Origin of the sequence: Pseudomonas sp. CAM1A, assembly GCF_047501685.1 — a bacterium.
Classification (GTDB): Bacteria; Pseudomonadota; Gammaproteobacteria; order Pseudomonadales; family Pseudomonadaceae; genus Aquipseudomonas.
In genome coordinates, this window is the sequence record NZ_JBFNXP010000004.1 from 254,007 (window position 1) to 276,267 (window position 22,261).

Here is a 22,261-nt window from a genome sequence, read left to right on the forward strand (position 1 = left end):
GCGGCTTCGAGGATTCAATGAGCCCAACGCAATTGCGTGGGCAGTGGGGCTACAGGCTCCGGCTCGGGCGGGGTGCCCGGAACGGACAGAACACGGTTGAGCACTTCGCTTTCCAGCGCCGCCAGGCGGTGCGAACCCCGCACCCGTGGCCGTGGCAGGTCGACGACCAGGTCCAGGCCGACGGCGCCGTCTTCGATCAGGATCACCCGGTCGGCCACGGCGACGGCTTCGCTGACGTCGTGGGTGACCAGCAGCACGGTGAAACCGTGCTGGCGCCACAGGCGCTCGATCAATTGCTGCATTTCGATACGGGTCAGGGCATCCAGCGCGCCCAGTGGCTCGTCCAGCAGCAGCAGGCGCGGCTGATGAATGAGCGCCCGGGCCAAAGCCACCCGCTGTTTCTGGCCACCGGACAAGGCCGCCGGCCACTCATTGGCGCGGTCGACCAGGCCGACCGCCTCCAATGCCTCCAGGGCGCGGGGCCGCCAGTTGCCGAACAGGCCCAGGCCTACGTTGTCGATCACCTTCTTCCAGGGCAGCAGACGCGCGTCCTGGAACATCAGGCGAGTGTCCTCGCGAGCCGCGGACAACGGCGCGGCCCCCGCCAGCAGCTGGCCGTCGCTGGGTTGGTCAAGCCCGGCCAGCAGGCGCAGCAAGGTGCTCTTGCCGCAGCCGCTGCGACCGACGATGGCGACGAACTGGCCGGCCGGAATGTGCAGGTCGATCCCGCGCAGCACTTCGCGCTGGCCGAACGTACGACGCAGGTCCCGGGCCGCCAGGGGGATGCCACGCAGCAAGCGTGGTGGCTGTTCCTTGAGCACGGTCATCACACGCCCTCCTTTTTCGCCACCTGGTACGCCGGGTGCCAACGCAGCCACACACGCTCCAGGCCACGGGCGGCCAAGTCGGCGAGCTTGCCGAGCACCGCGTACAGGACGATCGCCAGCACCACCACGTCGGTCTGCAGGAACTCGCGGGCATTCATCGCCAGATAGCCGATGCCCGAGTTGGCCGAGATGGTCTCGGCGACGATCAGCGTCAGCCACATGAAGCCCAGGGCGAAGCGCACGCCGACCAGGATCGACGGCAGCGCCCCCGGCAGGATCACCTGGCGGAACAGCGCGAAGCCCGACAGCCCGTAGCTGCGCGCCATCTCCACCAGGGCCGGATCGACGTTGCGAATCCCGTGATAGGTGTTCAGGTAGATGGGGAACAACGTCCCCAGGGCCACCAGGAAAATCTTTGCCGACTCGTCGATGCCGAACCACAGGATCACCAGCGGGATCAGCGCCAGATGCGGCACATTTCGGATCATCTGCACCGAACTGTCGAGCAGGCGCTCGCCCCAGTTCGACAGGCCGGTGATGAAGCCGAGCAACAGGCCGAGACTGCCGCCGATCAAGAAGCCCAGGCCGGCACGCCAGCCGCTGATGGCCAGGTGGGTCCAGATCTGGCCACTGCGCACCAGCTCGACGCCGGCACTGACCACCGCGCTCGGCGCCGGCAGAATGCGGGTCGACAGCCAGCCGGCGCTGACCGCCAACTGCCATACCGCCAACAGCAGAATCGGCAGGGCCCAGGGCGCCAGGCGCTTGGACCAGGTGGTGGTGGATGCACGACTCATGGCCCCGGCCCTCAGCTCTGCGACACGGATTTGGGCAGGATGTCGTTGGCGACCATTTCACCGAACGGGCTCACGTAGCCGCCGGTTGTCGGCTGTTCCGGGCGCTGCACGTCCAGATGCGGGAACAGCAGCTCGGCGACACGGTACGACTCCTCAAGGTGTGGATAACCGGAGAAGATGAAGGTGTCGATGCCCAGGGCCGCGTATTCCTTGACCCGCGCCGCGACCGTCGGGCCATCGCCCACCAGGGCGGTACCCGCGCCGCCGCGCACCAGGCCGACGCCGGCCCACAGGTTAGGGGCCACTTCGAGCTTGTCGCGCTTGCCACCGTGCAGGGCGGCCATGCGCTGCTGGCCGACCGAGTCGAAGCGCGCCAGCGACGCCTGGGCACGGGCGATGGTGTCGTCGTCCAGGTGCGAGATGAGCCTGTCGGCGGCGGCCCAGGCCTCCTCGTTGGTTTCCCGCACAATCACGTGCAAGCGAATGCCGAAGCGCACTTCACGGCCTTGGGCCGCAGCCTTCTCGCGTACCTGGGCAATCTTCTCGGCGACGGCCGCCGGCGGTTCGCCCCAGGTCAGGTACAGCTCGACCTGCTCGGCGGCCAGGTCCTGGGCGGCCTCGGAAGAACCACCGAAGTACAGCGGCGGGCGCGGCTGCTGGATCGGCGGGTAGAGCAGCTTGGCGCCTTTGACCTGGATGTGCTTGCCGTCGTAATCGACCGTTTCGCCTTCCAGCACCTTGCGCCAGATGCGGGTGAATTCCACCGACGCCTCGTAGCGTTCCTGGTGGTTCAGGTGCAGGCCATCACCGGCCAGTTCGTCCGGATCGCCACCGGTCACCAGGTTGAACAGCGCCCGGCCGTTGGACAGGCGATCCAGAGTGGCGGCCTGACGCGCAGCCACGGTCGGCGAGATGATCCCCGGGCGCAGGGCCACCAGGAACTTCAGGCGCTCGGTCACCGGGATCAGCGACGCCGCCACCAGCCAGGAGTCCTCGCAGGAACGTCCGGTGGGGATCAGCACGCCGCCGAAGCCCAGGCGGTCGGCGGCCTGGGCGATCTGGCTCAGGTAGCCGTGATCGACGGCGCGGGCACCTTCGCTGGTGCCCAGGTACTTGCCGTCACCATGGGTAGGGAGGAACCAGAAGATGTTCAGGCTCATTGGAGTTGTCTCCTCAAGGGTGGCTCATGCCGGGGCGACGCCCCGGCGCAGGCGAAACGTTCAAGGCGCGCTGGCGACCTTGGCCGGGGGTGTCCAGATCACGTCCTTGATGCTCAAGGGCTTGGGAATCAGCTTCAGGGCCTGGAAGGTGTCGGCAATCTTCTGCTGCGCGGCGATCACGTCCGGGGTCAGCGGCGCGGCGCCGTAGCCTTGGCGCTTGACCGAAGTCAGGGTGATGTCGGCGGGCAGGCCGAGCAGCGGCGCAACCTGGTCGGTGACCTGCTGCGGGTTGGCCTGGGACCATTCGCCCACGGCGCGCACTTCTTCGACCAGGGTGTTGATTACCGCCGGATGCTGGGTCGCATAACTGCGGGTGGCGAGGTAGAACTGGTGGTTGTCGACCAGGTCCTTGCCGTCACGCAGGGTGCGTGCCTGCAGCTGTTGCTCGGCGGCGGCCTGGTACGGGTCCCAGATCACCCAGGCGTCGACGCTGCCGCGCTCGAAGGCAGCGCGGGCATCGGCCGGGGGCAGGTAGACGGGCTGGATATCGGTGTATTTGAGGCCGGCGTCCTCCAGGGCACGCACCAGCAGGTAGTGCACGTTGGAGCCCTTGTTGAGGGCGACTTTCTTGCCCTTGAGTTCCTTCACCGACTGGATCGTCGACCCCTTCGGCACCAGGATCGCCTCGCTGTGCGGGGCTGGCGGTTCATAGGCGACGTAGAGCAGATCGGCGCCCGCGGCCTGGGCAAACACCGGCGGCGTTTCGCCGGTCACGCCGAAGTCGATGGAGCCGACGTTGAGCCCTTCGAGCAGCTGTGGACCGCCGGGGAACTCGGTCCATTGCACGTCGATGCCCTGTTCCTTCAGGCGCTTTTCCAGCGAGCCCTTGGCCTTGAGCAGCACCAGGGTGCCGTATTTCTGGTAACCGATACGCAGGCTCTCGGCCTGGGCTTGGCTGATGGCGCCGAAGGACACAGCCGCCGCGAACAGGGCGACCAGACCACGACGCAAGAAGACTGTGCGCATGGCGCTCTCCTGTGCGAGTTGGGTTCGGGTAGCACCTGCTTGCCTCGTTGGCGGGCGAGTAAGGTGGGGACAGCGATGGAGCGGTAAAGCCTGGTTCAGATACTCCAGCGGGCACTGATCAGGCGTTCGTTGAGCACGCCGGGGGCGACAGGTTGAGGCCGGCGCGCCATGGCGCTGTGGAACGTTTCCAGCGAGTCCTGCAGGCGCTGCTCCAGGGCGGCGGCCAGTTGCGCGGGTCGGGTGCCCTCACCGTACGCAATCTGGCTGTCGTCGGCGAAGATCCCTTGCAGGGTCTCCTGCGCCTTGAGGGCCGACAGCACGGGCTTGAGCGCGTAGTCCACAGCCAGCATATGGGCGATGCTGCCACCGGTTGCGATCGGCAACACCACCTTGTGTTCCAGGGCGCGCTCGGGCAGCAGGTCGAGCAAGGTCTTCAAGGCTCCGGCGAAGGACGCCTTGTACACCGGGGTGGCCACCACCAGGCCGTCGGCCTGGGCTACAAGTTCGTTGAAGTGGCGCACCTGCGGGCTGTCGAAACGGGCATGCAGCAGATCTTCGGCGGGAAACTCACGCACCTGGAAGGTCACCACTTCGACGCCCCGCTCCTGCAGCCAGTCGCGCGAGCGCTCTAGCAGCACGCCGGAGCGTGAACGAAGACTGGGGCTACCACCGACAGAGACAACCAGCATTGAAAGCGCTTCCTTCGATTCGATTGCAGGGCCGCGAGGGGTTGTCCCCGCTGGATGTAACGACATTAACAGCTCGTCACATATACCTATAAATCATATTTTTTCATTTGTTTATTCCATTTATGCATTTAAGAGTTGCTGCAGCCAGGCAATAAAAAAGGGCCGTCGAAACGGCCCGAAGATCCCTGCTTGGCTAAGAGCAATGCAACGAGGAATACCTCAACGATTGGGTTGCGGGGTCAGCCGCAGATAGGGTTTCACCGCCCGATACCCTTTCGGGAAACGCCGTTTGATTTCATCTTCGTCCTTGAGCGAAGGCACGATCACTACTTCATCGCCGTCCTGCCAGTTGCCCGGCGTGGCGACCTTGTAGTTGTCGGTCAGCTGCAGCGAATCGATCACCCGCAGGATCTCGTTGAAGTTGCGCCCGGTACTGGCCGGATAGGTGATGGTCAGGCGCACCTTTTTGTTCGGATCGATGACGAACAGCGAGCGCACGGTCAGGGTGTCGCTGGCGTTGGGGTGGATCAGGTCGTACAGGTCGGAGACCTTGCGATCGGCGTCGGCGATGATCGGGAAGTTGACCACGGTGTTCTGGGTCTCGTTGATGTCATCGATCCACTTGTGGTGCGAGTCGACCGGGTCCACCGACAGGGCGATGGCCTTGACCCCGCGCTTGGCGAAATCTTCCTTGAGCTTGGCGGTCAGGCCCAGCTCGGTGGTGCACACCGGGGTGAAGTCGGCCGGGTGGGAGAACAGCACGCCCCAGCTGTCGCCCAGCCATTCGTGGAAGCGGATCTTGCCGGCGCTGGAATCCTGTTCGAAATCGGGGGCGATATCGCCGAGTTTTAGGCTCATGGAAGCGGCTCCTGTGCTGTGTCTGGCCTTGTGGGTTCAATGTGCCTGCTTCCGAATCAAAATAAAAAGAATAAATATCGATTTATTTATAACCATATTGCATACGGATTCGCAGACACAAAAAAGCCTCGCACTAGGCGAGGCTTTCTTTGTGCAGCTACGACTTACATGAAGGCGTAAGTGTAGTTGACGATGAAGCGGGTCTGGTCCTGGTCGTTCGCGGAGCCCGAACCGGTGCCGCGGTAGACACCCTGACGCAGGCTGAAGCCCAGGCCCTTGAGGGTGCCTTCCTGCAGAACGTAGTCGACGCGAGCGTCGCGCTCCCACTCACTGAAGGTACCGTGGCCATCGGTGCTACGACCATCCTGACCACGCAGGTAGGCTACCGAAGCCTTCAGGCCCGGCACGCCCAGACGGGCGAAGTCGTAGGAGTACTGACCGAAGGTGGTGTTTTCACCGGCCTTGGCGAACTGGTTGATCATGCTGTCGGTGAACAGGTAGAAGCTGGCGCCGCCAGCACCTTCTGCACGGCCGTTGCCATCAACGACACCGCCCTGGTTCAGCCAGACGAAGCCACCATCGTCGTTGACCTGCTGATGGCCGAGCATCAGCGCATGGCCACCGAGGGTGTAGGTGAACATGGCGGACCAGGTCTTGTTGTCGACCTTGCCGGTTTCCTTGGCATAACCACCGTTGTTGTTGAAGTTGTAGCCGCCACCGTGGCCGTTCTTGCCATCGCTGCTGCTGTCGAAGTAGCGCAGGTCGGTCTTGAACGACTGGTCGTCAGCGATCTTGAACACGTGGGTGGCGCCCAGGAAGCTCTGCTTGTAGAAGTCTTCCAGGTTCGAGTAGTAGTACTGCAGGGTCAGGTCTGGAGTGAGCTTGTAGTCCAGGCCGCCGTAACGGAACTTGTTGCTGTCAGCGGTCGCGCCGTTGACCGACAGGCCGGTACGGTTGCTCGAGGCACGGCCCATCGCGTGGGTCAGCTGACCGGCGTTGATGGTCAGGTTGTCGATTTCCTTCGAGGTGATGGTGGCGCCTTCGAAGGTTTGCGGCAGCAGACGACCGTCGTTGGAGACCAGGATCGGCAGCATCGGTGCCAGGGCGCTACCGAAATGCGCTTCGGTCTTGGAGAAGCGAGCCTTGGCGTTGGCGCCAACACGTGCCCACTGGCTTACCGACGAACCGTCAGTATCGTCCGGAAGGAAGCCGGACTTGTGGTAGCCCTTGCCACCATCGAGGTGGATACCCCACACGGCCTGGGCATCGACACCGAAGCCTACGGTGCCTTCAGTGAAGCCGGAGATGTAGTCGAGCTTGAAACCTTGACCGGTTTCACGCTGATCCGGACGCTTGCCGGCCGGACGAGTCGCTGTTGCCGGGGTGGCGTGCGCTTCGCGGTTGTTGTTGTCGAAGTACATGGTGCGCGAGCTCAGGGACAGCTTGCTGTCTTCGATGAAACCGGCAGCGCCTGCTTGTTGGGCGAGAACCCCCAGTGCCACGGCCAGGGCCAGGCTGGACTTGTACATGTTTTGCTCCTCTACGTTCTAATTTTTGTGCGTCTCAAGCGGCGGAGTCTGCTGCCCCACTCACCCGGATTGGCGATTTAGCCCTAAAGCGTGACCGCCAAGTCAATCGCTAACGATCGATTCGCGACTTTGGTCTAATCCGTCGATCTGCGCTACAGGATAATGACAATCCTATAAATCCAAAATGACCGTTTTATGAATCTGTAAGATTTTTACGGAATAACATCGGAACCATTCCTACAAATCGTTGTATCGACGCCGTCAATCATACCTTTAGGTTATGTGCAAACGTTTGCAGACGTGACGACCGATGGCCTGCCGTTGGAACCGATCAAGCCTAGCTGGCTTGGGAGATTCCGCCACCGGCACCGCCGCCCCCTACAGGCGGGGGTCAGAGCGATTGGCTTTTAAGCTAATTCTAAAAAGTTATTTATTTCATATTTCTTAGATCATCTAGTCTTCTCGCCATCTATCCCCGAATGCCTGACGAGAGGTTCAACCATGATCCCGCATGCTCCGCTGCGCCTGTTCGCCGCCCTGACCCTCGCCAGTGCCAGCTGGCTGGCCCAGGCCGCCGACCTGACCGTCGCCTACCAGACCACCGTCGACCCGGCCAAGGTGGCCCAGGTCGATGGCACCTATGAAAAGGACAGCAAGGCCAGCATCGACTGGCGCAAGTTCGACAATGGCGCCGACGTGATCACCGCCGTCGCCTCGGGCGACGTGCAGATCGGCTACCTCGGCTCCAGCCCGCTGGCCGCCGCCGCCACCCGCAAGCTGCCGGTCGAGACCTTCCTGATCGCCACCCAGATCGGTGCCGGCGAAGCCCTGGTCGCCCGCGACAGCATCAAGACCCCACAGGACCTGGTGGGCAAGAAAGTCGCCGTGCCGTTCGTTTCCACCGGCCATTACAGCCTGCTGGCCGCTCTGAAGAGCTGGAACATCGACCCGTCGAAGGTGCAGATCCTCAACCTCGCGCCACCGGCGATCATCGCCGCCTGGAAACGCGGCGACATCGACGCCACCTATGTCTGGGACCCGGCCCTGGGCGTGGCCAAGGAAAACGGCAAGGTGCTGATCACCTCGGGTGAACTGGCCGAGAAAGGCGCGCCGACCTTCGATGCCTGGATCGTGCGCAAGGACTTCGCCGCCAAGCACCCGGAGATCGTCAAGTCGTTCGCCAAGGTCACACTCGACGCCTACGCCGACTACCGCAAGGACCCGCAAGCCTGGCTGGCCGACAAGGACAACGTCGCCAAGCTGGTCAAGCTGTCCGGCGCCAAGCCCGCCGATATTCCGGTGCTGCTGCAGGGCAACGTCTACCCACTGGCCGCCGATCAGGCCAGCGCCCTGGGCGCACCGACCACCCAGGCGCTGACCGACACCGCCACATTCCTCAAGCAGCAGGGCAAGGTCGACGCCGTGCTGCCCGACTACGCGCCCTACGTCAGCGCCCAATACCTGCCCAACTGATCCGGAGCCCGTCATGGCCTTGCTCGAACTGGAGCGCATCAGCGCACAGTACCCCGGCGCCGCAACCCCGGTGCTGGCCGACATCAACCTGAGCCTGGGCCCGCGCCAGCTGCTGGTGGCCCTCGGGCCTTCCGGCAGCGGCAAGACCTCGCTGCTCAACCTGATCGCCGGCTTCGTCCCCCCCAGCGGCGGGCGCATCAGCCTCGACGGCGCGCCAGTGCAAGGCCCGGGCGCCGAGCGCGGCGTGGTGTTCCAGGACGATGCCCTGCTGCCCTGGCAGGACGTGCTTGGCAACGTCGCCTTCGGCCTCGAGCTGGCCGGCGTGCCTCGGGCCCTGCGTGAAGCCAAGGCCCGCGAAATGCTGGCGCTGGTCGACCTGGCCGGCTTCGGCGAGCGGCGCATCTGGCAACTGTCGGGTGGGCAGAAGCAGCGTGTAGGCCTGGCCCGGGCGCTGGCCGCCGACCCGCGGGTGCTGTTGATGGACGAGCCGTTCGGCGCCCTCGATGCCTTTACCCGCGAACAGATGCAGGAGCTGCTGCTGCAGGTCTGGCAGCGCACCGCCAAACCGGTGTTCCTGATCACCCATGACATCGAGGAAGCGGTATTCCTCGCCACCGAGCTGGTGCTCCTGGCGCCCAATCCGGGACGAGTGGTCGAGCGCCTGCAACTGGACTTCGGCCAGCGCTACGCCGCTGGCGAGTCGGCCCGGGCGATCAAGTCCGATCCACGCTTCATCGAAACCCGCGAGCACGTACTGGCGCGGGTGTTCTCGCAACGTCAGGAGTCCGCATGAGCAGCATCGAATTGCCGGCCGCCGCCAAGCAGGCACAACGGACGCCACCTGTCGTGAAAACCCGCAAGCCCTTGCCAACCCGCTGGATCAGCGTCCTCACCCTGGCCACCCTGCTACTCGTGTGGTGGCTGGTAACCGCAGCCGGCTGGATCGAGCCGCTGTTCCTGCCCTCGCCCGCCGATATCCTGGCCAAGGGCTGGACGCTGCTCACCCAGGGCTACATGGACGCCAGCCTGTGGCAGCACCTGGGCGCAAGCCTGGGCCGTATCGGCCTGGCGCTGCTGGCCGCCACCCTGACCGCCATCCCGGTGGGCATCGCCATCGGCTACAACCGCGTGGCCCGCGGCATCCTTGATCCGCTGATCGAGTTCTACCGACCGATTCCGCCACTGGCCTACCTGCCGCTGATCGTCATCTGGTGCGGCATCGGCGAGCTGTCGAAAGTGCTTTTGATCTACCTGGCGATCTTCGCCCCGATCGCCATCGCCACCGCCACCGGCGTGCGCACCGTCGACCCTGCAAAGCTGCGCGCCGCGCAGTCGCTGGGCGCCAGCAAAATCCAACTGATCCGCCATGTGATCCTGCCCAGCGCACTGCCCGACATCCTCACCGGCATCCGCATCGGCCTTGGCGTTGGCTGGTCGACGCTGGTGGCCGCCGAGCTGATCGCCGCCACCAGTGGCTTGGGCTTCATGGTGCAGTCCGCCGCGCAGTTCCTGGTCACCGATGTGGTGGTCCTGGGGATCCTGCTGATCGCCCTGATCGCCTTCGCCCTGGAGATGGGCCTGCGCGCCCTGCAGCGCAAGCTGGTGCCCTGGCACGGCCAGAGCCATTGACCACTGAATGACCACGCCGGCAACCCGGCATCTGCAACGAGAAACGACATGAGCCTGACCGTTACCCCCTTGAGCCCGGCACTGGGCGCGCAGATCAGCGGCGTGGACATCAGCCGCGATATCACCCTCGAACAGCGCGATGCCATCGAACAGGCGCTGCTCGAACACCAGGTGCTGTTCTTCCGCGACCAACCGATCACCCCCGAGCAGCAGGCGCGCTTCGCCGCCCGCTTCGGCGACCTGCATATCCACCCGATCTACCCCAATGTGCCGGAGACGCCGCAGGTACTGATCCTCGACACCGCAGTCACCGACGTGCGCGACAACGCCGTGTGGCACACCGACGTGACCTTCCTGCCCACCCCGGCGCTGGGCGCGGTGCTCAGCGCCAAGCAGTTGCCGGCCTTTGGTGGTGACACTCTGTGGGCCAGCGGCATCGCTGCGTTCGAGGCGCTGTCCGCGCCGCTGCGCACGATGCTTGACGGCCTGACCGCCACCCATGATTTCACCAAGTCGTTCCCGCTGGAGCGTTTCGGCACCACGCCCGAGGACCTGGCACGCTGGGAGGCGACCCGGCGCAACAACCCGCCGCTGTCGCACCCGGTGGTGCGCACCCACCCGGTCAGCGGGCGCAAGGCATTGTTCGTCAATGAGGGGTTCACCACGCGGATCAACGAACTGAACGAACTGGAGAGCGAGGCGCTGCTCAAGCTGCTGTTCGCCCATGCGACGCGGCCGGAGTTCAGCATCCGCTGGCGTTGGCAGGAAAATGACGTGGCGTTCTGGGACAACCGCGTAACGCAGCACTTTGCGGTGGATGATTACCGGCCCAGCCGGCGGGTGATGCATCGGGCAACCATCCTGGGGGATGCGCCTTTCTGAAAGATCGGGGGAGGCCTTTGGCCTCCTTTCGCTGGCAAGCCAGCTCCCACAGGTTTTGCAACAACCCTGTGGAAGCCAGCGATCTACCTGACCAGATGCAGGTATTGCATGTGCCGCTCGTACTGGTCGAGGATGTCGTTGATGATCTGCTCCTTGCTGTAGCCCACCAGGTCGTAGTTCTGGCTGCCCTCGGACAGGTGCACCTCCGCACGGTAGTAGCGGCGGTTCTTCAAGTCCTGGGTGCCCAGCCCGCCCAGGGCGAACGATGGCGTGAAGTAACCGCGCATCTGCACCTGGTAGATAAACGGCTGCTCCTCGCCATGGCCGATTTTCAAGCTGACGTTGTCGTGGCTCGGGTCGTCCTGAGTGATCAGCACCAGGCCCTTCTGCTCGAACACTTCACGCACTTCGGCAATGGCCGGGCGCACCACGTCGTCCATGAAGCGATACACCTCGTCCCGAGACGGGAAGTGCACCGCCTGGCTCAGGCGTTGGCGCCAGCCGCCACGCCCGCGCCGGGACTGGGCGAACGGCGCCAGCGAATGCATCTGCGCGATCTGCCGCTGGCTTTCCAGGTAGAAGGCCTTGTGCAGCCCCCACATCATGCACAGCAGGATCAGCGAGAACGGCAGCGAGGTCAGCACCACCGCCGACTTCAGCGAATCGATGCTGCCGGCGAACAGCAGGCTGCTGGTAATCAGCGCGGTCATCGCGCCCCAGAAGATCCGCAGCCAGTTCGGGCCGTCCTCGTCGGCGCCGCCGCCCTTGGCCGAAAGCGTCGACAGCACCACGGTGCCGGAGTCGGCCGAGGTGACGAAGAACACGAAACTGATGAACACCGTCACGGCGATCACCGTCTTGCTCCACGGGTAGGTTTCCAGCAGCAGGTACAGGCTCATCGACGGGTTGTCGAGGGCCGACTGGCCGAGCGCGGTCATGCCGTGGTTGATCACCTGGTCGAGGGCGCTGTTGCCGAAGATCGACATCCACGCCAGGGTGAAGCCCAGCGGGATCAGCAGCACGCCAAAGACGAACTCGCGGATGGTCCGGCCCCGCGAGATACGGGCGATGAACAACCCCACGAACGGCGCCCAGGCAATCCACCAGGCCCAGTAGAACACCGTCCAGCCGCCCAGCCAGTCGCGCTGCTCGCCGTAGGCGTACACATCGAAGCTCTTGCGCGGCAGCGCGCCAAGGTAGTCGCCGAGGTTCTGGATCAGGGTGTTGAACAGGTGCTGGGTAGGCCCGGCGAACAGCACGAACAGCAGCAGCGCGCAGGCCAGGAACAGGTTGATATCGCTCATCACCCGCACGCCCTTCTCCACCCCGGCGACCGCCACGGCCACCGCCGCGCCCATCATCAGGGTGATGAGGATCACCTGCACCCACTGGCTGTGGCTGATGCCGAACAGGTAGTCCAGGCCTGCGTTCAGGTGCAGCACGCCAAAGCCCATGTCGGCGCCCAGGCCGAACACCGTGGCGATGATGCCGAAGCCATCCACCGCGTAGCCGATCGGCCCGTTGATGCGCTTGCCGATCAGCGGGTACAGCGCCGAGCGCAGGGCCAGCGGCAGGTTGTGGCGGTAGGCGAAGTAGGCGAGCGCCATGCCGACGAAGGCGAATACGCCCCAGCCGTGCAGGCCCCAGTGCAGGAACAGTACCTGCATCGCCTGGCGCCCGGCCTCGGCCGTGCCCGCCTCGCCCTGCGGCGGCTGGAGCATGTGGGTCAGCGGTTCGGAGACGCAGAAGAAGAACAGCGTGATGCTGATGCCGGCGGCGAACAGCATGCCGGCCCAGGACAGGTAGCTGAACTCGGGTTCGTCATGATCGGCACCGAGCTTGATCTTGCCGTAGCCGGACAAGGCAGTGACCACCACGAAGACCAGGTACAGGGTCATGGCCAGCATGTAGTACCAGCCGACCGTGTTGGCCGCCCAGTTCTGCGCCGCCAGCAACCACTCGCCGGCCGCCTGGGGCTGGGCGATGACGATCAGGCCGAAAATGAGGATGAAGCTTGCCGCGAAATAGAACACGGGGGGGTTCATGCGGATCTTGCCGTTGGCAAGGTCGGGGGTCGGTGCACTCATCGAACGGGCACCTCGTCACGGGACGTGAGGTTCGGATTGAACGGGTTCAGCAAAGGCGATTCCTCCTTTTGAACACCGGCAATGGACCAGCGTTTTTCGTTGAACAAGCGTTCAAGTTAAACATGGATTGGATTTCAATGCGACCCGATGCCGCTCCAGGGCGTGATCGAGGTGGCAGCGGGAAGTCCCGCCGCCACGCCTTACAAGCCCTGAGCTAGAGGGCTTTCTTGCCCTCGCAATCCAGCTGCAGATTAGCCTGGGTAATGTTGCTGTCGGCCGGCACGCTGCGGGTCAGCCAGACGTTGCCGCCAATGGTCGAACCCTTGCCGATGGTGATCCGCCCGAGGATGGTCGCGCCGGCGTAGATCACCACGTCGTCCTCGACAATCGGGTGCCGCGCCAGGCCCTTGTGCAGGGTGCCCGACTCGTCACTGGGGAAGCGCTTGGCGCCCAGGGTCACGGCCTGGTAGATACGCACCCGCTCGCCGATGATCGCGGTCTCGCCGATCACCACGCCGGTGCCGTGGTCGATGAAGAAGCTCGGGCCGATCTGCGCGCCGGGGTGGATGTCGATGCCGGTGGCCGAGTGCGCCAGCTCCGAGCTGATCCGCGCCAGCAGCGGTAGCCCGGCCTGGTACAGGTGATGGGCCAACCGGTGGTGGATGATTGCAAGGATACCCGGGTAGCACAGCAGCACCTCATCGACGCTGCGCGCCGCCGGGTCGCCGTGGTAGGCGGCGAGCACGTCGGTGTCCAGCAGCACGCGCAGTGCTGGCAGGGCCGCAGCGAAATCCTGGATCAGGCGCAGGGCGTGGGTATCGACATCGACTACATCGGTCTTGCCATGGCGCGCCGCGTAACGCAGCTCCAGGCGCGCCTGAGTCAGCAGTGCGGTCAGCGCAGCGTCGAGGGTGTGGCCTACATAGAAGTCTTCACTCTCTTCGCGCAGGTCCACCGGCCCCAGGCGCATGGGGAACAGCGCGCCGCACAACTGCTCGAGGATCTGCCGCAGCGCCTCGCGCGACGGCAGCTCGCGCCCACCCTGCTCGCCGCTGCTGCGGCCATTGCTGCTGCGCCACTGTTCACGGGCGCTGCGCAGGCCACTGACGATACCCTGCAATTGCCAGTGCCCGGTTGATGGTTGTTCGCTCACGGTGTTTCTCCTGCCAGGCGGCTTTCTCGGTATGCATACGCTCCTACAAGGAGGTGTAAAACACGATACGTCAAATCTGCCTCTTGGAAAAAACAACGCTTTATTCCATCCTGAGCTAAGTCGGGTATAAGCCGCTGCAATTTGCAGCTTGGGAATAACAACCTGATTTTTTATTATTTCCCGGCCTATGAAGCCCACCTCTATAGTCGCCACCTCACTACTTCCACAACAAGCGCGGGGCATGCCATGACCAAATTCGCCAAACCCCTTCTCAACGCCAGCCTGGCGTTCCTGCTCGGCGCCGGCCTGCTCGGCCAGGCCTTTGCCGGCGAGCAGTTGAAGACCATCCAGGAAAAAGGCGTGATCAACGTCGGCCTGGAGGGCACCTACCCACCGTTCAGCTTCCAGGACAAGAACGGCAAGCTGACCGGCTTCGAGGTCGAGCTGTCCGAGTTGCTGGCCAAGGAACTGGGGGTCAAGGCCAAGGTCCAGCCGACCAAGTGGGACGGCATCCTTGCCGCACTGGAATCCAAGCGCCTCGACGTGGTGATCAACCAGGTGACCATCTCCGAGGAACGCAAGAAGAAGTACGATTTCTCCGAGCCCTACACTATCTCCGGCATCCAGGCACTGGTCCTGAAGAAGAACGTCGAGCAACTGAACATCAAGACCGCCCAGGACCTGGCCGGCAAGAAAGTGGGCGTGGGCCTGGGCACAAACTACGAGCAATGGGTGAGGAAGGACGTTCCGAATGCCGACGTGCGTACCTATGACGACGACCCGACCAAGTTCGCCGACCTGCGCAACAACCGCATCAACGCCATCCTGATCGACCGCCTGGCCGCCCTGGAGTACGCCCAGAAATTCAAGGACACCGATCTGGCCGGCGACGCCTTCTCGCGCCTGGAAAGCGGCGTGGCCCTGCGCAAGGGTGAACCAGAGCTGCTTGAGGCGCTGAACAAGGCCATCGACAAGCTCAAGGCCGACGGCTCGCTGGCCAAGCTGTCCGAGAAATACTTCGGTGCCGATGTCACCAAATGATCGCTGAAAGCCTGCAACTCGTTATCGATTCCGCGCCCTTCCTGTTGAAGGGCGCGGGTTATACCGTGCTACTCAGCGTCGGCGGCATGTTCTTTGGCCTGGTGCTGGGCTTCGCCCTGGCGCTGATGCGGCTGTCGAAGATCCTGCCGCTGGACTGGCTGGCGCGCATCTACGTGTCGTTCTTCCGTGGCACGCCGCTGCTGGTGCAGCTGTTCGTGATCTACTTCGGCCTGCCGCAGATCGGCATCGAGCTCGACCCGATCCCGGCCTCGCTGATCGGCCTGTCGTTGAACATGGCGGCGTACATCTGCGAAATCCTCCGCGCGGCGATCTCCTCGATCGACCGTGGTCAGTGGGAAGCAGCAGCCAGCATCGGCATGACCCGCACCCAGGCGATGCGCCGGGCGATCCTGCCGCAGGCCCTGCGCACCGCCCTGCCGCCGCTGGGCAACAGCTTCATCTCGCTGGTCAAGGACACCGCCCTGGCGGCGACCATCCAGGTGCCCGAGCTGTTCCGCCAGGCGCAGCTGATCACCGCCCGGACTTTCGAAGTCTTCACCATGTACCTGGCTGTCGCGGTGGTCTACTGGATCCTCTGCAGCATCCTGGCGCACTTCCAGAACCGCATGGAAGCGCGGGTCAACCAGCACGACCAGGAGCACTGAGATGATCGTAGTAGAAGGCCTGACCAAGCAGTTCAAGGGCCAGACCGTGCTCAACGGCATCGACCTGAGCGTGCAGCCCGGCGAAGTGGTGGCCATCATCGGCCCCAGCGGCTCGGGCAAGACCACCTTCCTGCGCTGCCTGAACCTGCTGGAAACCCCCGATGCCGGGCGCATCCAGATCGGCGATATCAGCATCGACGCCAACCGTCCGTTGGGTGGCCAGCAGGGTGCGATCCGCCGCCTGCGCCAACAGGCCGGGTTCGTATTCCAGAACTTCAACCTGTTCCCTCACCGCACCGCCCTGGAAAACGTCATCGAAGGGCCGGTGATCGTCAAGAAGACGCCCCGCGACAAGGCCATCGAGCTGGCCAGGCGCCTGCTGGCCAAGGTCGGCCTGGCGGGCAAGGAAGACGCCTACCCGCGCCGCCTGTCCGGCGGCCAGCAGCAGCGGGTGGCCATCGCCCGCGCCCTGGCCATGGAGCCTGAGGTGATCCTGTTCGACGAGCCCACCTCGGCACTCGACCCCGAACTGGTCGGCGAAGTGCTGGAAACCATCCGCGGCCTGGCCGAGGAAAAGCGCACCATGATCATCGTCACCCACGAAATGAGCTTCGCCCGCGATGTCGCCAACCGGGTGATCTTCTTCGACAAGGGGGTGATCGTCGAGCAGGGTGAGGCCAAGGCGCTGTTCGCCAATCCGAAGGAAGAACGCACCCGCCAGTTCCTGCGCAAGTTCCTCGGTACCACCGCCGGCCAGGAATGAGCCCGATGCGCGGGGCTCACGCCTCGCGCAGGTTGTGGCACCGCCTGAAGCGCGCTTCCAGGTTGCGATCGGGCATCTGGTGGCTGCGCAGGGCGTTGAGGGTCTGCTCGACGTAATCGCGCGTGGTGCCGTAGCGCCCCTTGGCGCTGGCGAGGATCTGGCTGAGCAGGGTGTCCGGCAGGTTGCCCGCGTAGCACGGCAGGTGCCGCTCCAGCACGAAGCCCAGTGCCTGCACCTTGCTGCCATCGTCCAGGCGGCAGCTCAGCCAATGCGGGCGATAGGCCGGGAACGGCATCTCGCGTTGCCACAGTGCCATCAGCGAGTCATGCAGGTTGGTTTCGTCCAGACGGAAGGCGAAGCCGCTGCAGGAGCCGCCGCGGTCCAGGCCAAACACCAGGCCCGGGCACTCCGGGGTGCCACGGTGTTCGTGGGACCACAGGTAGAGCCCGCGGTGGTAACCATGCACCCGTGCCCGCTGGCGCTCGACCGAGTTGCATTCGGGGCGCCAGATCAGCGAACCGTAGGCGAACAGCCAGACCGGGCCGCCTTCGTGCTGGGACATGGTGTCCTGCATCGAGCGATGCAATTGTTCGGCGGTGAGTTGTTGGCCGAAGTCGAGCGACGGCGGATAGGAGACTTGCCAGGATGAACTTTCAAGTGTCGACATGAGCTGCCGCCATTATTTCCTGTGAACTACCAAAGTACGTGTATTGCAGTGCCTGTCCGGTCGTTGTCGCGGGGCAAGCCCGCTGCCTCAAGGCCCCACCGAGGTCCCACCAAGATAGCGTGGGAGCGGGCTTGCCCCGCGATTAACCTGGCACCTAACGTAAGGCAGAACGCACTTTGCACTCAACCCCAAAAACAGGATTTCATTAAAGCATCCGCTGAACGGGAACTAATAGTCCGAGTATAGCGAAACTTATTACCCGCACCGGTAACAATCGCCGCCATATAATCAGCAGGAAAACACTTGGTTATTAAACCCGGCACGCCCTTGCAACGTGCCGGGTTACTTCATCCACGTGGCGCGTAGGCAAACACGTCAGCCCGCATGCGGTGGGCATCCATGCCTGCCTCGACCAATGCATCGAGGGTGGCGTAAACCATGTTCGGCGAGCCGCTGGCATAGACGTGCACCTGGTTCAGGTCGCCGATGTCCTCGCACACCGCCTCGTGCAGCAGGCCGCAGCGTCCTTCCCAGCCACACAGGTCGCTGACCACCTTGTGCAGGAACAGGTTGGGCAAGCGCTCCCACTCGTCCCAGTGCTCGATCTGGTAGAAGTCTTCAGGCCGGCGCACGCCCCAGTACAGGTGCACCGGATGCTTGAACCCCTGTGCGCGGCAGTGTTCGAGCAGGCTGTGCATCTGGCCCATGCCGGTGCCGGCGGCGATCAGCACCAGAGGGCCGTCGGGCAGCTCCGCCAGGTGGGCGTCGCCGAACGGCAGCTCGATGCGCGCCAGGCCATTACGCTGCAACTGCTGGATCAACTGCACCGCGCTGCTTTCGCGGGCCAGCACATGCAGCTCCAGGTCGCGCCCGCCATGGGGCGCCGATGCCAGGGAGAACGCTGCCTTTTCCATGCCCTCGCGCTCGATCATCAGGTACTGCCCCGCGTGATAGCGCGGCGGCTTGCCGGCAGGTGCGCGCAGGCATACGCGCCAGACATCGCCGCCGACCTCGACGCACTCGCTCACGGTACAGGCCAGCTTGCGCACCGGCAGCTCGCCCAGGGCCAGCACACCATCCCACAGCAACACGCAGTCCTCCAGCGGCTCGGCGATACAGGTGAAAAGCTCACCGTGATCGCGCACCTGGCCTTCCTGGCGAACACTGCCTTCCACCAGCAGCGCGGCACACACATGGCAGTTGCCGTTGCGGCAGCTGTTCGGGCAGTCATAGCCCAGGCGCCGTGCCGCATCCAGAATCCTTTCMCCCGGTTCGACCGCCAGTACCGCCCCGGAAGGCTGCAAGGTTACCTGCATCAATCTATTCCCAACTGGTCCCACAGCTCATCGATACGGCGGGTGACGGCCTCGTCCTTGACGATGACCCGGCCCCATTCGCGTGTAGTCTCGCCCGGCCATTTGTGCGTGGCGTCCAGGCCCATCTTCGACCCCAGGCCCGACACCGGCGACGCGAAGTCGAGGTAGTCGATCGGGGTGTTGTCGATCATCACCGTATCACGCTTGGGGTCCATGCGCGTGGTGATGGCCCAGATCACATCGTTCCAGTCACGGGCGTTGATATCGTCGTCGGTGACGATAACGAACTTGGTGTACATGAACTGTCGCAGGAACGACCACACACCCAGCATCACGCGCTTGGCGTGGCCCGGGTACTGCTTCTTCATGGTCACCACCGCCATGCGGTACGAGCAACCTTCCGGCGGCAGGTAGAAGTCGGTGATCTCGGGGAACTGCTTCTGCAGGATCGGCACGAACACTTCGTTCAGCGCCACGCCGAGAATCGCCGGCTCATCCGGCGGCCTGCCGGTGTAGGTGCTGTGGTAGATCGGCTTTTGCCGGTGGGTGATGCGCTCAACGGTGAACACCGGGAAGCTGTCCACTTCGTTGTAGTAGCCGGTGTGGTCGCCGTACGGGCCTTCCGGGGCCATCTCGCCGGGGTGGATCACGCCTTCGAGGATGATCTCGGCGGTGGCCGGCACCTGCAGGTCGTTGCCACGGCATTTGACCAGTTCGGTGCGGTTGCCACGCAACAGGCCAGCGAAGGCGTACTCGGACAGCGTGTCCGGGACCGGGGTCACGGCACCGAGGATGGTCGCCGGGTCCGCGCCCAACGCCACGGCTACCGGGAACGGCTGGCCAGGATGCTTCTCGCACCATTCGCGGTAGTCCAGCGCCCCGCCACGATGGCTCAGCCAGCGCATGATCACCTTGTTGCGGCCTATCACCTGCTGGCGATAGATGCCCAGGTTCTGGCGGTCCTTGTTCGGCCCGCGAGTCACGGTCAGACCCCAGGTGATCAGCGGTGCTACATCACCCGGCCAGCAGTGCTGGATCGGCAGTTGGCCGAGGTCGACGTCATCGCCTTCGACCACGATTTCCTGGCATACCGCGTCCTTGACCACCTTCGGCGCCATGGACACGACCTTCTTGAAGATCGGCAGTTTCGACCAGGCATCCTTCAGGCCCTTCGGCGGCTCGGGCTCCTTGAGAAACGCCAGCAGCTTGCCGATCTCGCGCAGTTCTTCGGTCGACTCGGCGCCCATGCCCATGGCCACGCGCTCGGGGGTACCGAACAGGTTGCCCAGCACCGGCATGTCGAAGCCGGTGGGCTTCTCGAAGAGCAAGGCCGGGCCCTTGGCGCGCAGCGTGCGGTCGCAGACTTCGGTCATTTCCAGAACTGGGGAGATGGGAACCTGGATGCGCTTGAGTTCACCGCGCTGTTCCAGGCCACGAATGAAGTCGCGTAGATCGCGATACTGCATGCAAGGGCCTCGTGTTGGGCGTATCGGTCGGGGTGCAGAGTGTAGCGCCGTTCACGCCTTGTTTGGGGGCAAAAAATGAAAAGGGGCCGCTTCGCGATCCCATCGCCGCTTCGCCGGCGATGGGCTGCAAAGCAGCCCCTTTCAGTACCTGGCCGGGAAGCTTACTTGCGCTTCATCGACAGGAAGAACTCATCGTTGGTCTTGGTCTGCTTGAGCTTGTCGACCAGGAACTCGATGGCGGCGATCTCGTCCATCGGGTGCAGCAGCTTGCGCAGGATCCACATGCGCTGCAGTTCGTCGTCGGCGGTCAGCAGCTCTTCGCGACGGGTACCGGACTTGTTGATGTTGATGGCCGGGAACACACGCTTCTCGGCGATACGACGGTCCAGGGGCAGCTCCATGTTGCCGGTGCCCTTGAACTCTTCGTAGATCACTTCGTCCATCTTCGAGCCGGTCTCGACCAGCGCGGTGGCGATGATGGTCAGCGAACCGCCTTCCTCGATGTTACGCGCGGCACCGAAGAAGCGCTTCGGCTTCTCCAGGGCGTGGGCGTCGACACCACCGGTCAGCACCTTGCCGGAGCTCGGGATCACGGTGTTGTAGGCACGCGCCAGACGGGTGATGGAGTCGAGCAGGATGACCACGTCTTTCTTGTGCTCGACCAGGCGCTTGGCCTTCTCGATGACCATTTCGGCGACCTGCACGTGGCGGGTCGGCGGCTCGTCGAAGGTCGAGGCGACCACTTCGCCGCGCACGGTGCGCTGCATCTCGGTCACTTCTTCCGGGCGCTCGTCGATCAGCAGGACGATCAGGTGGCACTCGGGGTTGTTGCGGGTAATGTTGGCCGCGATGTTCTGCAGCATGATGGTCTTACCGGCTTTCGGCGGAGCGACGATCAGGCCACGCTGGCCTTTGCCGATCGGGGCGCACAGGTCGATGACGCGACCGGTGAGGTCTTCGGTGGAGCCGTTGCCGGCTTCCATCTTCAGGCGCTTGTTGGGGAACAGCGGCGTCAGGTTTTCGAAGAGGATCTTGTTCTTCGCGTTTTCCGGACGGTCGAAGTTGATGGTATCGACCTTCAGCAGCGCGAAGTAACGCTCGCCTTCCTTCGGTGGGCGGATCTTGCCGACGATGGTGTCGCCGGTGCGCAGGTTGAAGCGACGGATCTGGCTGGGCGAAACGTAGATGTCGTCAGGGCCGGCCAGGTAAGAGGCATCCGCCGAACGCAGGAAACCGAAACCATCCTGGAGAATCTCCAGCACGCCGTCACCCGAGATCTCTTCGCCGCTTTTCGCATGCTTTTTCAGCAGGGCGAAAATCACGTCCTGTTTGCGCGAACGGGCCATGTTTTCGATGCCCATCTGTTCGGCCATTTCCAAAAGATCGGTAATCGGCTTTTGCTTGAGTTCTGTCAGGTTCATAAGGGGAGTGACGTAATCATGTAAGGAAGGGAAAAATTAAGCAGTTGGCTTAATGAGGCCGCGCCGCTAGATGGCGACAGGATCGCGTACTGATTCGAATTAGGGATGCTTCGGCGACGGCGTGCAGAGGGCACTGGAGAAGCAGTGCGAGGCCGAATGTAACACTTGCTTTTTTCGACGTCTAGTGGTTTTGGCCAGTGTTTTACGGGGCTATCCGACTGGATGGCCGCAGGGCCGGGGCTCGCCAGCCCCCAGGGAAACCACCTACAACAGATAAAGAAAAGCCCCGCATTTGCGGGGCTTCTTCACATCACAGGCTGGCGTCGAGGAACGCTTTGAGCTGCGACTTGGACAGCGCGCCGACCTTGGTCGCCTCGACATTGCCGTTCTTGAACAGCATCAGCGTCGGGATGCCACGCACGCCGTGCTTGGCCGGGGTCTCGGCGTTTTCGTCGATGTTCAGCTTGGCGATGGTCACCTTGCCTTCATATTCCGAAGCGATGTCGTCCAGTACCGGCGCGATCATCTTGCATGGGCCGCACCATTCAGCCCAGTAGTCGACCAGCACCGCGCCTTCAGCCTTGAGTACGTCGGCTTCGAAGCTGGCGTCGGTGACATGTTTGATAAGATCGCTGCTCATGGATATCTCCAGGTCGTAAGCACAAAAAACGTTGCCCATCATAGCCGCACCCAGGCGCGACAGGAAGCCACAGCTGATTGAGTGTAACTATAGTTGTGCAAGACGCCACGAATCGAAACCGTCATATCACGGTCATAACATTGCTATGACATTGCCATGCATCAAGCCTTGC

At 63.6% G+C, this 22,261-nt stretch carries 21 protein-coding genes; 7 read left to right on the top strand and 14 right to left on the bottom strand.

Annotation, left to right across the window (positions count from 1 at the left end; translation table 11 throughout):
• Nucleotides 1-14 precede the first annotated feature (14 nt).
• From ssuB to ABZO33_RS14020, 7 genes are all read right to left on the bottom strand, one after another.
• Complete coding sequence (ssuB, locus tag ABZO33_RS13990; protein WP_414536514.1) at nt 15-827, bottom strand: aliphatic sulfonates ABC transporter ATP-binding protein; 813 nt, start codon at nt 825-827, stop codon at nt 15-17.
• Entirely contained in the window at nt 827-1,624 is a 798-nt protein-coding gene (gene ssuC, locus ABZO33_RS13995) for an aliphatic sulfonate ABC transporter permease SsuC (RefSeq protein WP_414536515.1), read from the bottom strand. Before ssuC ends, ssuB begins: the two co-directional genes overlap by 1 nt.
• Before the next feature lie 11 nt (nt 1,625-1,635).
• A complete protein-coding gene (ssuD, locus tag ABZO33_RS14000) occupies nt 1,636-2,784 on the bottom strand; it encodes an FMNH2-dependent alkanesulfonate monooxygenase (protein WP_414536516.1) in 1,149 nt (382 codons plus the stop codon).
• A gap of 60 nt (nt 2,785-2,844) precedes the next feature.
• Entirely contained in the window at nt 2,845-3,810 is a 966-nt protein-coding gene (locus tag ABZO33_RS14005) for a sulfonate ABC transporter substrate-binding protein (protein ID WP_414536517.1), read from the bottom strand.
• Nucleotides 3,811-3,905: 95 nt separating this feature from the next.
• The gene (gene ssuE, locus ABZO33_RS14010) at nt 3,906-4,499 is read right to left on the bottom strand and encodes an NADPH-dependent FMN reductase (protein WP_046857521.1); all 594 of its coding nucleotides are present in this window, start codon (nt 4,497-4,499) and stop codon (nt 3,906-3,908) included.
• A 219-nt stretch (nt 4,500-4,718) separates the two neighbouring features.
• On the bottom strand, nt 4,719-5,357 hold the full coding sequence (locus ABZO33_RS14015) for a peroxiredoxin (RefSeq protein ID WP_028689219.1): 639 nt from the start codon (nt 5,355-5,357) through the stop codon (nt 4,719-4,721).
• A 164-nt stretch (nt 5,358-5,521) separates the two neighbouring features.
• Nucleotides 5,522-6,886, bottom strand: a complete 1,365-nt coding sequence (locus ABZO33_RS14020) for an OprD family porin (protein ID WP_414536518.1) — start codon at nt 6,884-6,886, stop codon at nt 5,522-5,524.
• A gap of 501 nt (nt 6,887-7,387) precedes the next feature.
• On the opposite strand from ABZO33_RS14020, the gene tauA reads away from it, so the two are divergent.
• Genes tauA through tauD form a run of 4 tightly spaced genes read left to right on the top strand, consistent with a single transcriptional unit; the run spans nt 7,388 to nt 10,870 of the window.
• Nucleotides 7,388-8,359, top strand: a complete 972-nt coding sequence (gene tauA / locus ABZO33_RS14025) for a taurine ABC transporter substrate-binding protein (protein WP_038707155.1) — start codon at nt 7,388-7,390, stop codon at nt 8,357-8,359.
• 13 nt (nt 8,360-8,372) lie between these two features.
• The gene (gene tauB / locus ABZO33_RS14030) at nt 8,373-9,152 is read left to right on the top strand and encodes a taurine ABC transporter ATP-binding subunit (RefSeq protein WP_414536519.1); all 780 of its coding nucleotides are present in this window, start codon (nt 8,373-8,375) and stop codon (nt 9,150-9,152) included.
• A complete protein-coding gene (gene tauC, locus ABZO33_RS14035) occupies nt 9,149-9,988 on the top strand; it encodes a taurine ABC transporter permease TauC (protein ID WP_414536520.1) in 840 nt (279 codons plus the stop codon). The genes tauB and tauC overlap by 4 nt, the downstream gene beginning before the upstream one ends.
• A gap of 48 nt (nt 9,989-10,036) precedes the next feature.
• Nucleotides 10,037-10,870 carry a taurine dioxygenase gene (gene tauD, locus ABZO33_RS14040; RefSeq protein WP_414536521.1) on the top strand — a complete coding sequence of 278 codons (834 nt, stop codon included), beginning with the start codon at nt 10,037-10,039 and terminating at the stop codon, nt 10,868-10,870.
• Between the two features lie 83 nt (nt 10,871-10,953).
• Here tauD and betT read toward each other — a convergent pair whose 3' ends face one another.
• Both betT and epsC read right to left on the bottom strand, forming a co-directional pair.
• On the bottom strand, nt 10,954-12,915 hold the full coding sequence (gene betT, locus ABZO33_RS14045) for a choline transporter BetT (RefSeq protein ID WP_414536556.1): 1,962 nt from the start codon (nt 12,913-12,915) through the stop codon (nt 10,954-10,956).
• Nucleotides 12,916-13,171: 256 nt separating this feature from the next.
• Nucleotides 13,172-14,110, bottom strand: a complete 939-nt coding sequence (gene epsC, locus ABZO33_RS14050) for a serine O-acetyltransferase EpsC (protein WP_414536522.1) — start codon at nt 14,108-14,110, stop codon at nt 13,172-13,174.
• A gap of 246 nt (nt 14,111-14,356) precedes the next feature.
• Here epsC and tcyJ point away from each other — a divergent pair, with 246 nt between their 5' ends.
• The 3 genes from tcyJ to tcyN are packed head-to-tail and all read left to right on the top strand — an operon-like array spanning nt 14,357 to nt 16,579.
• Nucleotides 14,357-15,151 (top strand): cystine ABC transporter substrate-binding protein, encoded by a 795-nt coding sequence (gene tcyJ, locus ABZO33_RS14055; RefSeq protein WP_414536523.1) that lies wholly within the window; start codon nt 14,357-14,359, stop codon nt 15,149-15,151.
• The gene (gene tcyL, locus ABZO33_RS14060) at nt 15,148-15,816 is read left to right on the top strand and encodes a cystine ABC transporter permease (protein WP_414536524.1); all 669 of its coding nucleotides are present in this window, start codon (nt 15,148-15,150) and stop codon (nt 15,814-15,816) included. Before tcyJ ends, tcyL begins: the two co-directional genes overlap by 4 nt.
• Nucleotide 15,817: 1 nt before the next feature.
• The gene (gene tcyN / locus ABZO33_RS14065; protein ID WP_414536525.1) at nt 15,818-16,579 is read left to right on the top strand and encodes an L-cystine ABC transporter ATP-binding protein TcyN; all 762 of its coding nucleotides are present in this window, start codon (nt 15,818-15,820) and stop codon (nt 16,577-16,579) included.
• A gap of 16 nt (nt 16,580-16,595) precedes the next feature.
• Here the strand turns inward: tcyN and ABZO33_RS14070 are convergent, their stop codons facing one another.
• The 5 genes from ABZO33_RS14070 to trxA all read right to left on the bottom strand — a co-directional run bounded on the left by ABZO33_RS14070 (nt 16,596) and on the right by trxA (nt 22,089).
• Nucleotides 16,596-17,246 carry a gamma-glutamylcyclotransferase gene (locus ABZO33_RS14070; protein WP_414536526.1) on the bottom strand — a complete coding sequence of 217 codons (651 nt, stop codon included), beginning with the start codon at nt 17,244-17,246 and terminating at the stop codon, nt 16,596-16,598.
• A 347-nt stretch (nt 17,247-17,593) separates the two neighbouring features.
• Nucleotides 17,594-18,562: a CDP-6-deoxy-delta-3,4-glucoseen reductase gene (locus ABZO33_RS14075; RefSeq protein WP_414536527.1), complete on the bottom strand. Its 969-nt coding sequence runs from the start codon at nt 18,560-18,562 to the stop codon at nt 17,594-17,596.
• Nucleotides 18,562-20,028, bottom strand: a complete 1,467-nt coding sequence (ubiD, locus tag ABZO33_RS14080) for a 4-hydroxy-3-polyprenylbenzoate decarboxylase (protein WP_046857534.1) — start codon at nt 20,026-20,028, stop codon at nt 18,562-18,564. The genes ABZO33_RS14075 and ubiD overlap by 1 nt, the downstream gene beginning before the upstream one ends.
• 161 nt (nt 20,029-20,189) lie before the next feature.
• Nucleotides 20,190-21,449: a transcription termination factor Rho gene (rho, locus tag ABZO33_RS14085; protein WP_011536308.1), complete on the bottom strand. Its 1,260-nt coding sequence runs from the start codon at nt 21,447-21,449 to the stop codon at nt 20,190-20,192.
• Between the two features lie 310 nt (nt 21,450-21,759).
• On the bottom strand, nt 21,760-22,089 hold the full coding sequence (trxA, locus tag ABZO33_RS14090; RefSeq protein ID WP_414536528.1) for a thioredoxin TrxA: 330 nt from the start codon (nt 22,087-22,089) through the stop codon (nt 21,760-21,762).
• Nucleotides 22,090-22,261: the final 172 nt, after the last annotated feature.